Here is an 11,577-nt window from a genome sequence, read left to right on the forward strand (position 1 = left end):
AACATTACGCCCGATCACCGGAACTGAAACGGGGTTCGGCAGCACGGTTTGGATCATTTTCCGATGAAGCCGCAACCACCGCACTCACGGCGGGAACTGCGAGTACCCTTCCCGTGGCCAGCAGAACCAGCAATGCCACCGCGCCCGCCGCGCCCGGCACGGCGAATCCCCACAGCGCGCCGCCCTCCTCGACGACCGGCCCCGCCACGCCCGTTCCGACCGACATGCCCACGGTGAACATGGTCACCAGCCAGGAGAACGCCTCGGTGACCGTGCCACGCGGCGCGTGCCGGTCGACGATGACGAAGGCACAGGCGAGCGCGGGCGCCAGGAACACCCCTGCGAGCGCCGTCAGCGCCACCATGCCCACCGCGTCCGGCATCAGCATCAGCGGCAGGTAACACACCGCCAGCAACGCCACCAGGACCCGCAGTCGCCGCTCGGGCGCGCCCGTCCACTGCCGCGCCCCGTACGCCATGCCGCCCACGAGCGCCCCGAGGCCCACGGCGGCCATCAGCCAGCCGTAGACGACGTCACCCCCGTGGTCGTCCGCGTACGGCACGGACGCCACCGTGATGGAGCCGAGCGCGATGCCGACGAACAGGAAGGCCGCGAGCAGCACGAGCAGCCCCGGTGAGCGCAGCGCGCCGAGCCAGTGCGCCTCGCGCGGGGCGGAGCGCCACGCGCGCGAGGGCGGCGAGACGACCACCGAGAGCGCCCCGAGCACGCCTATGGCGTTGATGACGATCAGGGCCGCCTGCGGCGACCACAGCGACACGCACACGGTCACCAGCAGCGGGCCGACGGTGAACATCACCTCCTGCGCCACCGCGTCCAGCGCGTACGCCGTGTGCACCTGGTCCTCCCGGCGGAGCACCGAGGGCCACAGCGCCCGCAGGCCGCCCTCCAGGGGCGGGGTGAAGAGCCCGGCGGCGGCCACGGCGGCGTACGCGAGCGGCAGCGAGCCGGTGCCGGCCAGGGCGAAGGCCGCCATCGCGACGGCCGAGGCGAGCGCGGCGGGCAGCTGCACGCGCGGCTGGCCGTACAGGTCGACGAGCCGTCCGAGCAGGGGCTGGCCGACGGCGTTGGCGACGCCGTACACGGCCGCGAGAGCCCCCGCGAGGCTGTACGCGCCGCCCTCGCCCCGGACGTACAGCACGATCGCGATGGCGGCCGTCGCGTTGGGCAGCCGCCCCACGAGCGTGCCGGCCAGCAGCCGGGCGGCGTGCCTCGCCTTGAGGATCTCGGCGTATCCCGCGGCCATCGTCCCGCCTCCGTTGTACGTATAACGTCCTCCGTCATACGTACCATGTGCGCTGTTCGCCAGTCCAGACGAAGGAGCACGCCCACGGTGGCACGAGGCAGCACCCGCCCCACCAGCCGTGACGTCGCGCAGGCCGCGGGAGTGTCCCAGGCCGCCGTCTCGCTGGTCCTGGGCGACAAGTGGCGCGGCCGCGTCTCCGAGACCACCGCCGAACGCGTACGGCAGGCCGCGCGCGAACTCGGCTACCGGCCCAACCTCGCCGCCCGCCATCTGCGCCTCGGCCGCACCCGCACCGTCCTGCTGGTGGTGCCGGCGCTGACCACGGAGTTCTTCGCGGGCGTCTACACCGGCGCGGCCCGCGTCGCCGCCGAGCACGGCTTCGGCGTCGTCCTGTACCCCTCCCCCGAAGGCGTCGGCCCCGCCCGCGACCCCTTCGCCTCCGCGCAGGCCGCCGTGGACGGCGTGATCGCCTCCTCCATGGCCGCCGACGCCCTCACCGCCATCAGCGGCGACCAGCTGCCCCTGGTCATGCTCGACAGCGACCCCGCGGGCAGCCTCGGCGCGGCCACCGTCAACCTGGACATCGCCGACGGCGTCCGCCAGATCGCCGACCACCTGCTCGGTCTCGGACACCGGCGCTTCCTGCACCTCGCGGCCGACATCCCCTCCTGGACGTTCCGGGTACGCGCGCGTGAGCTGGCCGCACGGCTCGGCGCGACCCCGGGGACCACGGTGCGCACGGCGCCCGCGCCGATCTCCATCGACGGCGCCCTGACCGCCGCCGAGGCCGCCCTCAACAACCCCGACGCCCGCCCGACGGCCGTGGTGTGCGACGACGACAAACTGGCCGCCGGCGTCTACAAGGCGGCCCGCCGCCTGGGCCTGCGCGTGCCCGACGACCTCTCCGTCACCGGCCTGGACGACCTCGCCCTCGCCGGCGCCCTCGACCCGGAGCTGACCACCGTCCGCCTGGACGCCGAGCTGTTCGGGGAACGGGGCATGAACGCCCTCCTGGCGGTCCTGGACGGCCGCGCACCGCAGGAGGGCGACATCCCCGTCCAGCTCGTCGTCCGGGGCTCCACAGCGCCGCCCGGCGGCCCCTGAGACGCCGTGTGCCCCCGGCCGCCATCACCGGCCGGGGGCACACGCGGGCACGAAGCCGCTCACTCCTCGTCGGAACCGTCGGCGTCCTCGGCGCTCTCGGCCTCCGTGGCCGCGCCGCCCGCCTCCAGCAGCCGCCCGAGCTGCCGGCCGACGATCCGCTTGAACTTCCGCTTCTGCGGTCGCGTCCGGTCCAGCACCGCGACCTCGAGACGCTCCGCCGGGATCTCCCGCTGTGTGCCGTTGGTGTCCCGGGACAGGGCCTGCACCGCCAGCTTCAGCGCCTCCGCCAGCGACATGCCGTCCTGGTGACGCTGGTCGAGATACCCGCTGATCTGCTCGGCGTTGCCGCCGACCGCCACCGAACCGTGCTCGTCGACGATCGACCCGTCGTGCGGCAGCCGGTAGATCTGGTCGCCGTCCGGCGTCTCGCCGACCTCGGCCACGACCAGCTCCACCTCGTACGGCTTCTCACCGGCCGAGGAGAAGATCGTGCCCAGCGTCTGGGCATAGACGTTGGCGAGACCGCGCGCGGTCACGTCGTCCCGGTCGTAGGTGTATCCGCGCAGGTCGGCGTAGCGGACGCCGCCGATGCGGAGGTTCTCGTACTCGTTGTACTTGCCGGCCGCGGCGAAGCCGATCCGGTCGTAGATCTCGCTGAACTTGTGCAGCGCGCGGGACGGGTTCTCGCCGACGAAGACGATGCCGTCGGCGTACTGGAGCACGACCAGGCTGCGGCCACGGGCGATGCCCTTGCGCGCGTACTCCGCGCGGTCGGCCATCGCCTGCTGGGGTGAGACATAGAACGGCGTCGACACCGGTTATCCGTCCCTTTCTGTGGAAGTCACTCGATCACCTCAAGCGGGAGAACCGGCCCGCTACAGCAGCGCGGCCCGCGGACCGTCCGGCTGCTCCAGACGGCGCGCCAGGATCGAGCGGGCGATCTCGGAGGACTCGTCCTCGGTGAGACGGCGGAATCCGTCCTCGGTGATCACGGTGACGATGGGGTAGATCCGGCGGGCGACATCGGGACCGCCGGTCGCCGAGTCGTCGTCTGCCGCGTCGTAGAGGGCCTGCACGACGAGCGTCGTGGCCTGCTCCTCGTTCAGGTCGTCACGGAACAGCTTCTTCATCGCCCCGCGCGCGAAGATCGAGCCGGAGCCCGTCGCCGCGAAGTTGTGCTCCTCGGAACGGCCGCCCGTGACGTCGTAGGAGAAGATCCGGCCCCTGCCCCGGTCCACGTCGAAGCCGGCGAAGAGCGGCACCACGGCCAGGCCCTGCATCGCCATGCCCAGATTGGAACGGATCATCGTCGACAGCCGGTTCGCCTTGCCCTCCAGGGACAGCTGGGCGCCCTCGACCTTCTCGAAGTGCTCCAGCTCCAGCTGGAACAGCTTGACCATCTCGACGGCCAGACCGGCCGTGCCGGCGATGCCGACGGCCGAGTACTCGTCCGCCGGGAACACCTTCTCGATGTCCCGCTGCGCGATGACGTTGCCCATGGTCGCCCGGCGGTCACCGGCGAGCACGACGCCGCCGGGGAACGTCACGGCCACGATCGTCGTCCCGTGCGGCGCCTCCAGGACACCCTGCGTCGGAGGCAGCTGCCGCTTCCCGGGCAGCAGCTCGGGCTGCTGCTCGGCGAGGAAGTCCATGAAGGACGAGGACCCAGGCGTCAGGAAGGCAGCTGGCAGACGCCCGGTGCTACGAGTGTTGGCTTCCACGGAGTTCCTTCCAGGTAAGCGGCTGCCCGACGAACAGCGTCGGGATCGTCTCCCAACTTGCCGATGGCCGAATTGCAGTTGAAGCACGGTACGCCACGGACCCTACCCGTCTTGTGGCGGTGATCCACATCCGCGGCGGGGGCATTTGCGCAGATCACGCGGGCGCTTCGGGCGCCGCCGGCGTCGACGGCGGACGTCGCTCGCGGCATGGAGCTCTCCCACCGCGAGCGACGCCTGACGCCACCTTCGCCATCCAATTCGAGCACCCCCGAGGCCTTCGATTCGAAGGCTACTCGCCGCCCTTCTGGACGAAGCTTCGAACGAAGTCCTCGGCGTTCTCCTCGAGGACGTCGTCGATCTCGTCGAGAACCGAGTCGACGTCGTCGCTCAGCTTCTCCTGGCGTTCCTTGAGGTCTTCCGAGGCCTGCGTCTCCGCGGCCTGCTCCTCGACCTCCTCCGTGGAGCGCGTCGCCTTCTGCTGGCCGCCGCCGGTGTCCTTGGTCGCCATAACCCTCACCCCGCTCAGTTCGCCCGACATGGGTCGACAGGTCGGCATCCTGCCGATCGGTGATGATCAGACCCTACAAGCAGGGTCCGACATCGGCCCCGCAGTTTCCTCAACGTACGGGGGCTGCCTCGATGATTCCCGGACGGCGGGGTTTCCACCCCGCGCGCCCGGGTCCGGCCGAGTACCCGCTCAGCCGCCCGACAAGACCCTGACCAGGTCTTCTGCCGTCCGGCAGCGGTCCAGAAGCTCCTTGACGTGATTTCGCGTTCCGCGAAGAGGTTCGAGGGTTGGGACGCGCTGGAGCGAGTCCCGGCCCGGGAGATCGAAGATGACCGAGTCCCAGGAGGCCGCGGCGACGTCGTCGGCGTACTGCTCCAGGCAGCGGCCGCGGAAGTACGCGCGTGTGTCCTCCGGGGGCTTGGACTTCGCCCGCTCGACCTCCGGCTCGTCCAGCAGGCGCTTGATCCGCCCGCGGGCCGCCAGCCGGTTGTAGAGGCCCTTGTCGGGCCGTACGTCGGCGTACTGGAGGTCGACGAGGTGCAGCCGCGCGGCGTCCCAGTCGAGGTCGTCACGGCGCCGGTAGCCCTCCATGAGTTCCCGCTTGGCGACCCAGTCGAGTTCGCCGGCGAGGCTCATGGGGTCGTTCTCCAGCCGGGTGAGGGTGTCCTCCCAGCGCGCGAGGACGTCCTTGGTCTGGTCGTCGGCGTCCGCGCCGAACCGCTCCTCCACGTACTTGCGCGACAGCTCGAAGTACTCCATCTGCAACTGCACCGCGGTGAGCGTGCGCCCGCTGCGCAGGGTGACCAGGCGCTTGAGCGTCGGGTCGTGCGACACCTGGTGCAGGGTGCGGACGGGCTGGTCGACGGCGAGGTCGACGGCGATGAAGCCGTCCTCGATCATGGACAGGACCAGCGCGGTCGTGCCCAGCTTGAGGTAGGTGGAGATCTCCGAGAGGTTCGCGTCGCCGATGATCACATGGAGCCGGCGGTACTTCTCGGCGTCGGAGTGGGGCTCGTCGCGGGTGTTGATGATGGGGCGCTTGAGGGTGGTCTCCAGTCCGACCTCGACCTCGAAGTAGTCCGCGCGCTGGCTGAGCTGGAAGCCGTGCTCGTGCCCGTCCTGGCCGATGCCGACGCGTCCGGCGCCGGCGAAGACCTGCCGGGAGACGAAGAAGGGCGTGAGGTGGCGCACGATGTCCGAGAAGGCGGTCTCCCGCTTCATCAGGTAGTTCTCGTGCGTGCCGTAGGAGGCGCCCTTGTTGTCGGTGTTGTTCTTGTAGAGGTGGATCGGCTGGGCGCCGGGAAGCGCCGCGGCGCGCTCCGCCGCCTCTGCCATGATCCGCTCGCCGGCCTTGTCCCAGAGGACGGCGTCGCGGGGGTTGGTGACCTCGGGGGAGCTGTATTCGGGGTGCGCGTGGTCGACGTAGAGACGGGCGCCGTTGGTGAGGATCACGTTGGCGAGCCCGATGTCCTCGTCGGTGAGCTGGCTGGCGTCGGCGGCCTCGCGGGCGAGGTCGAAGCCTCGCGCGTCCCGCAGCGGGTTCTCCTCCTCGAAGTCCCAGCGGGCCCGGCGGGCCCGGTGCATCGCCGCCGCGTAGGCGTTGACGATCTGGGACGAGGTGAGCATGGCATTGGCGTTCGGGTGGCCGGGGACGGAGATCCCGTACTCCGTCTCGATGCCCATTACTCGCCGTACGGTCATGCGGCCCTCCTTGCCCGGCGGCACCCTCGGTCATGGGCGCCACTCCAGTACCGCGGGTGCTCCGGTGCGTGTGCGGTGCCCGTCCCCGCACTGCGCCCGGCGGTACGGAAGAGCCTAGAACGGCTCTGCGCTGGTGGGGAGATCATTTGCGTCATTGCCTGCTCCAGCCGTGCCCGAAAAACAGTCGGCTGCGGGTACCCCCTGGAGGGCACCCGCAGCCGCCCTGTCTTTACAGGTACTGTCCGGTGTTCGCCACCGTGTCGATGGAGCGTCCGGTGTCCGAGCCCTGCTTTCCGGTGATGAGGGTGCGGATGTAGACGATCCGCTCGCCCTTCTTTCCGGAGATCCGGGCCCAGTCGTCCGGGTTGGTGGTGTTGGGCAGGTCCTCGTTCTCCTTGAACTCGTCCACGCAGGCCTGGAGGAGGTGGGAGACGCGGAGGCCCTTCTGGTTCTTCTCCAGGAAGTCCTTGATCGCCATCTTCTTGGCGCGGCCCACGATGTTCTCGATCATGGCGCCGGAGTTGAAGTCCTTGAAGTAGAGGACTTCCTTGTCGCCGTTGGCGTAGGTGACTTCCAGGAAGCGGTTCTCCTCGGTTTCGGCGTACATGTGTTCCACGGCCGTCTGGATCATGCTCTGGACGGTGGTGGTCTTGTCGCCGCCGTGCTCGCCGAGGTCGTCTCCGTGCAGCGGGAGGCGTTCGGTGAGGTACTTGCCGAAGATGTCCTTGGCGGCTTCCGCGTCCGGACGCTCGATCTTGATCTTCACGTCGAGCCGGCCGGGGCGCAGGATGGCCGGGTCGATCATGTCCTCACGGTTGGAGGCACCGATCACGACCACGTTCTGGAGGCCTTCCACGCCGTCGATCTCGGCGAGCAGCTGCGGGACGATGGTGTTCTCCACGTCCGAGCTGACACCGGAGCCGCGGGTGCGGAAGAGGGACTCCATCTCGTCGAAGAAGACGATGACGGGGGTGCCCTCGCTGGCCTTCTCACGGGCCCGCTGGAAGACGAGGCGGATCTGCCGCTCGGTCTCGCCGACGTACTTGTTCAGGAGCTCGGGGCCCTTGATGTTGAGGAAGAAGCTCTTGCCGGCGGCCTGGCCGGTGACCTCGGCGACCTTCTTGGCCAGCGAGTTGGCGACGGCCTTGGCGATGAGCGTCTTTCCGCATCCGGGGGGCCCGTACAGCAGGACGCCCTTGGGCGGCCGCAGTTCGTGCTCCTTGAACAGGTCCGGGTAGAGGTACGGCAGCTCGACCGCGTCCCGGATGGCCTCGATCTGGCCGCCGAGTCCGCCGATCTGCTCGTAGCCGATGTCGGGGACCTCTTCGAGGACGAGTTCCTCGACCTCGCTCTTGGGGACGATCTCGTAGACGTAGCCGGAGCGGGGTTCGAGCAGGAGGGCGTCGCCGGGCCGGATGGTGACGTCCAGCAGCGGCTCGGCGAGCCGTACCACCCGTTCCTCGTCGGTGTGCCCGAGCACCAGGGCGCGCTCGCCGTCCTCGAGGATCTCCTTGAGGGTGACGATGTCCCCGACGCGCTCGAACTCCATGGCCTCGACCACGTTGAGCGCTTCGTTGAGCATCAGTTCCTGGCCGCGCCGGAGCTCTTCGAGCTCGACGCCGGGGCTGACGTTCACCCGGAGCTTGCGGCCGCCGGTGAAGATGTCGGCGGTGCCGTCCTCGTTCGCCTGAAGGAAGACACCGAAGCCGGCCGGCGGCTGGGCGAGCCGGTCGACTTCTTCCTTGAGGGCCACGATCTGGTCGCGGGCCTCACGGAGTGTGTTGGCGAGTCGCTCGTTCTGAGCGGACACGCCGGCCAGGTTGGTCTGTAGCTCGACGATCCGCTCTTCGAGAATCCTCGTGTGTCGCGGAGAGTCGGCGAGCTTGCGCCGCAGGACGGCGATCTCCTGCTCAAGGTAGGCAATCTGCCCGGCCGGGTCGTCGGACCCTCGTCCCGGGCGGATGCCGCGGTTCATGTCGTCGTCGTGGGCTGCCACGGTCCTCACCTCCTCCAAGGGGAGCTGGACGCTTCCAGACCCTACCTGGGTGGGTGTCGATTGAAACCCCTAGATCACAAAGACTGTCGAGGTGTGTCCGATCTTCACCCTTGCGCTCTCCCTCACGCCAGGGGAATACCCACCGAACATGATTGGAAAGCTGCCGGAGGTAGGGTCGAAGTGTTCAACACCCGTCAGAGCTCGCATGGTTCCCGTGCGACTCGGCAATAAACGGCAGGAGATATGGGCGTGCAGCAGGAGGCGGCTGTCGGCGGCGAGGCGCTGGAGGTCTGGATCGACCAGGATCTCTGTACCGGCGACGGCATCTGCGCGCAGTACGCGCCGGAGGTGTTCGAGCTGGACATCGACGGGCTGGCCTACGTCAAAGGTGCGGACGAGGAGCTTCTTCAGGCCAAGGGCGCGACGACGCCGATTCCCCTGCCGTTGCTGACCGATGTCGTGGACTCGGCGCGGGAGTGTCCCGGTGAGTGCATCCATGTGCGAAGGGTTTCGGACAGCGTCGAGGTCTACGGCCCTGACGCGGAGTGAGCGGGCGCGCACGGCCCGTCACGCCTGTGTGATACGCCAGTTGCTCGCGTTCGGCGCTGTCTGATTTCTCACAGGACCGTCGGGCGGGCGCCGGGCGGCGTCAGACGCTGTGGGCGTCGGCGGGCGTGGAGCGGACGAACACGTTGTCCTTCCAGCGCCACTTGGCCGCTTCCTTGACGTCGGGGCAGCAACTGGGCACGTCGGCCGAGGAGTAGCCGAGGTACGAGGCGAGCACGGCGCCGTCCCGCACGGACAGGGCGGTGACGGTGCGGCGTTCCTTGGGTGCGACGAGGGTGGCGACGAGGCGCGGACCGCTCACGCCGGGGCCCTGGGTGAGGACGTAGACGCCGTCGGGCGGGGTGCCCATGGCGGAGTCGCAGTGGACGACCGCGATCGTCTCGGGCCTGCCGTCGCCGTCGAGGTCTCCGGTGGCCTTCTTGACGACGAGGGCCCTCACCGGGCCGCATTCGATCGGGAAGTCGACTCCGGTGGTGGCCGGCGGCGCGGTGCTCGCGGGGGCGGGCTCGGCGTTCGGGCCGGCCGCCTGGGCGGCTGTCGCCGGTCCGGGTCCGAGGACCGAGGAGAGGGCGACGACGGCGGCCACGGCGGTGGCGGTCGCGACCCAGTGGATCGGTCGGGCGTGGGTGTGTGCCAGTTCCGGGACGGCGGATTGCTGCACTAGGAGCGTCTCCTGTGAGGGCTGTGCCGGTGGGGGTGGGGAGGCCAGCATCGTGCCACACGTCACAGACGCGGGGGAACGGCGGGGTGCGGATCCGGACGAGGGGCGTAGACCCGGATGAACGTCTCAACACGGTGACGCCGTGGCCGAGTTCCGGGGTCGTCCCCGGAACTCGGCCACGGCGTCGTCGCGTTGCGCTGAGGCGTTCCTAGCGGCCGGTGCCTCCGTCGGCGTTGGGGCCGGCGTAGTCCTCGCCGTAGGCGCCCTTGGCGGGGCGGCGGCGGCGCATGGGGGGCTCGACGCCGTCGGCGAGGCGGCGAGCGGTGAGCAGGAAGCCGGTGTGGCCGATCATCCGGTGGTCCGGGCGGACGGCGAGGCCCTCGATGTGCCAGTTGCGGATCATCGTCTCCCAGGCGGTCGGCTCGTTGAAGGAGCCGATCTCGCGGATGGACTCGACGGTCCGGGCGAGCTGGGTGGTGGTCGCGACGTAGCAGCACAGGATGCCGCCGGGCACGAGCGCCTTGGAGACGGCCTCCAGGCACTCCCAGGGGGCGAGCATGTCGAGGATGACGCGGTCGACGTCGGTGTCGCTCAGGTTGTCCTGGAGGTCGCCGACGGTGAGCTGCCAGGCCGGGTGCGGGCCGCCGAAGTAGCGTTCGACGTTCTGCCGGGCGATGTCGGCGAAGTCCTCGCGGCGCTCGTAGCTGTGCAGCATGCCCTGGTCGCCGATGGCGCGCAGGAGGAAGCTGCTGAGGGAGCCGGAGCCGACGCCGGCCTCGACGACGCGCGCGCCGGTGAAGATGTCGGCGAAGGCGAGGATCTGCCCCGCGTCCTTGGGATAGACGACGGCTGCCCCGCGGGGCATGGACAGGACGTAGTCGGGGAGCAGGGGGCGCAGCGCGAGGTAGGCGACGTTCCCGGTGGTGCGGACAACGCTGCCCTCGGGAGCGCCGATCAGTTCGTCGTGCGGGAAGGAACCCTTGTGGGTGTGGAAGTTCTTCCCGGCCTCGAGCGTGAACGTGTAGTGGCGGCCCTTGGGGTCGGTCAGCTGAACCTGGTCCCCGACCTTGAAGGGCCCGCGCCTGCGGGCGGCACCGGTCGGTTCGGACATGTGAACAGCCTACCGGCGTTTGCGGGGGTCGCCGACCACGCGGGGGGCGGGTGGGGCGGGGCGCGATCCGAATTGCCTTCCGGCGCATCGGCCGGTTCAGCTTTACCAGTCCCCTTGGGGCTCTTAGCCTTGTGGATCAGGTCACGTGTCGGATGGGACATGGGACACGAGGTGGGCGGGACAGCTCTGCGCTCGGCCCGACCTCGGCCCGATGAGGATCCCCCACGATGGCCGTAAGGTCGATCTTTCACTCCTGGGAATGGCGGTCATCGATGTCCGAGGCCAAGAACGGAAAGCCCGAGGCGAGCACGGAGGGCTCCGACTACACCAAGCGGCTCGCCCGGCTGGAGACCTCGGGGATCAAGCGGTTCCTGCCCACCCAGGCGCCCTATCGATGGAACCTCAAACGGCTGCGGCTCGGCCGGGTCCTCGACGTGGGCTGTGGCCTGGGGCGGAACCTGCTGAACTGCGGTCCGGACAGTGTGGGCGTCGACCACAACGCCCACTCGGTGGCGACCTGTCGTGAGCGTGGCCTGAACGCGTACGTGCCCGAGGAGCTCGCGAAGGCGCCGGACTGCGGTCCGGGTTCGTTCGACAGCCTGCTCTGCGCGCACGTGCTGGAGCACATGGACGAGTCCCTGGCGGTCGACGTCCTCGCCCAGTACCTGCCGCTGGTCAAGCCGGGGGGCCGGGTCGTGCTGATCACTCCGCAGGAGGCCGGCTACAAGACCGACGCGACCCACGTCCGCTTCGTGGGCTTCGAGGAACTGCGCCGGCACGCCGACAAGGCGGGCCTGAGCGTGGCCCGGACGTTCTCCTTCCCGTTCCCCCGGGCGGTCGGCAAGGTGTTCCCGTACAACGAGTTCGTGCTGGTGGGGACCGCTCCGAGCTGAGGCGCTGGCCCGGGGCCGGGGCCGGGCTGAGACCGGGGAACGCCGGTGCTC

At 69.8% G+C, this 11,577-nt stretch carries 11 protein-coding genes and 1 pseudogene; 3 read left to right on the forward strand and 9 right to left on the reverse strand.

Translation table 11 applies throughout. The features are described from left to right. Window positions 1-4 precede the first annotated feature (4 nt). Window positions 5-1,264 carry an MFS transporter gene (locus ACFYX4_RS20245; RefSeq protein ID WP_389334704.1) on the reverse strand — a complete coding sequence of 420 codons (1,260 nt, stop codon included), beginning with the start codon at window positions 1,262-1,264 and terminating at the stop codon, window positions 5-7. A gap of 87 nt (window positions 1,265-1,351) precedes the next feature. On the opposite strand from ACFYX4_RS20245, the gene ACFYX4_RS20250 reads away from it, so the two are divergent. Beyond that, window positions 1,352-2,368 carry a LacI family DNA-binding transcriptional regulator gene (locus ACFYX4_RS20250; protein ID WP_389334707.1) on the forward strand — a complete coding sequence of 339 codons (1,017 nt, stop codon included), beginning with the start codon at window positions 1,352-1,354 and terminating at the stop codon, window positions 2,366-2,368. A 59-nt stretch (window positions 2,369-2,427) separates the two neighbouring features. On the opposite strand, the gene prcA is transcribed toward ACFYX4_RS20250, so the two are convergent. The 6 genes and pseudogenes from prcA to arc form a co-directional block, all read right to left on the reverse strand. Then, window positions 2,428-3,183 carry a proteasome subunit alpha gene (gene prcA, locus ACFYX4_RS20255; protein ID WP_389334710.1) on the reverse strand — a complete coding sequence of 252 codons (756 nt, stop codon included), beginning with the start codon at window positions 3,181-3,183 and terminating at the stop codon, window positions 2,428-2,430. A 60-nt stretch (window positions 3,184-3,243) separates the two neighbouring features. Further along, complete coding sequence (gene prcB / locus ACFYX4_RS20260) at window positions 3,244-4,089, reverse strand: proteasome subunit beta (RefSeq protein WP_389334713.1); 846 nt, start codon at window positions 4,087-4,089, stop codon at window positions 3,244-3,246. After that, window positions 4,041-4,247, reverse strand: a pseudogene (locus ACFYX4_RS20265) (endonuclease domain-containing protein); the annotation flags it as partial. The gene prcB and the pseudogene ACFYX4_RS20265, both read right to left, overlap by 49 nt. 131 nt (window positions 4,248-4,378) lie before the next feature. Then, window positions 4,379-4,597: a ubiquitin-like protein Pup gene (locus ACFYX4_RS20270; protein WP_030955201.1), complete on the reverse strand. Its 219-nt coding sequence runs from the start codon at window positions 4,595-4,597 to the stop codon at window positions 4,379-4,381. 189 nt (window positions 4,598-4,786) lie between these two features. Next, on the reverse strand, window positions 4,787-6,298 hold the full coding sequence (dop, locus tag ACFYX4_RS20275; protein WP_389334717.1) for a depupylase/deamidase Dop: 1,512 nt from the start codon (window positions 6,296-6,298) through the stop codon (window positions 4,787-4,789). Window positions 6,299-6,527: 229 nt separating this feature from the next. Continuing rightward, window positions 6,528-8,294, reverse strand: coding sequence for a proteasome ATPase (gene arc, locus ACFYX4_RS20280; RefSeq protein WP_389334720.1), 1,767 nt, complete (start codon window positions 8,292-8,294; stop codon window positions 6,528-6,530). 243 nt (window positions 8,295-8,537) lie between these two features. Here arc and ACFYX4_RS20285 point away from each other — a divergent pair, with 243 nt between their 5' ends. Continuing rightward, window positions 8,538-8,843, forward strand: coding sequence for a ferredoxin (locus tag ACFYX4_RS20285; RefSeq protein WP_389334723.1), 306 nt, complete (start codon window positions 8,538-8,540; stop codon window positions 8,841-8,843). A 100-nt stretch (window positions 8,844-8,943) separates the two neighbouring features. On the opposite strand, the gene ACFYX4_RS20290 is transcribed toward ACFYX4_RS20285, so the two are convergent. Together ACFYX4_RS20290 and ACFYX4_RS20295 are read right to left on the reverse strand one after the other, a co-directional pair. After that, on the reverse strand, window positions 8,944-9,522 hold the full coding sequence (locus tag ACFYX4_RS20290) for a hypothetical protein (RefSeq protein WP_389334726.1): 579 nt from the start codon (window positions 9,520-9,522) through the stop codon (window positions 8,944-8,946). Between the two features lie 208 nt (window positions 9,523-9,730). Further along, window positions 9,731-10,633, reverse strand: coding sequence for a tRNA (adenine-N1)-methyltransferase (locus ACFYX4_RS20295; RefSeq protein ID WP_389334729.1), 903 nt, complete (start codon window positions 10,631-10,633; stop codon window positions 9,731-9,733). Window positions 10,634-10,905: 272 nt separating this feature from the next. Between ACFYX4_RS20295 and ACFYX4_RS20300 the strand changes: the two genes are divergently transcribed. Then, window positions 10,906-11,526: a class I SAM-dependent methyltransferase gene (locus ACFYX4_RS20300; RefSeq protein WP_389334732.1), complete on the forward strand. Its 621-nt coding sequence runs from the start codon at window positions 10,906-10,908 to the stop codon at window positions 11,524-11,526. Window positions 11,527-11,577 lie beyond the last annotated feature (51 nt).

The organism is Streptomyces sp. NPDC002328 (genome assembly GCF_042890065.1).
Taxonomy (GTDB): domain Bacteria; phylum Actinomycetota; class Actinomycetes; order Streptomycetales; family Streptomycetaceae; genus Streptomyces.

Bases quoted from the DNA above. Each gene is read 5' to 3' on its own strand.
- ACFYX4_RS20295 (WP_389334729.1), bottom strand. From the start codon at position 10,633: ATGTCCGAACCGACCGGTGCCGCCCGCAGGCGCGGGCCCTTCAAGGTC.
- ACFYX4_RS20285 (WP_389334723.1), top strand. From the start codon at position 8,538: ATGGGCGTGCAGCAGGAGGCGGCTGTCGGCGGCGAGGCGCTGGAGGTC.
- ACFYX4_RS20300 (WP_389334732.1), top strand. From the start codon at position 10,906: ATGTCCGAGGCCAAGAACGGAAAGCCCGAGGCGAGCACGGAGGGCTCC.
- ACFYX4_RS20245 (WP_389334704.1), bottom strand. From the start codon at position 1,264: ATGGCCGCGGGATACGCCGAGATCCTCAAGGCGAGGCACGCCGCCCGG.
- ACFYX4_RS20270 (WP_030955201.1), bottom strand. From the start codon at position 4,597: ATGGCGACCAAGGACACCGGCGGCGGCCAGCAGAAGGCGACGCGCTCC.
- dop (WP_389334717.1), bottom strand. From the start codon at position 6,298: ATGACCGTACGGCGAGTAATGGGCATCGAGACGGAGTACGGGATCTCC.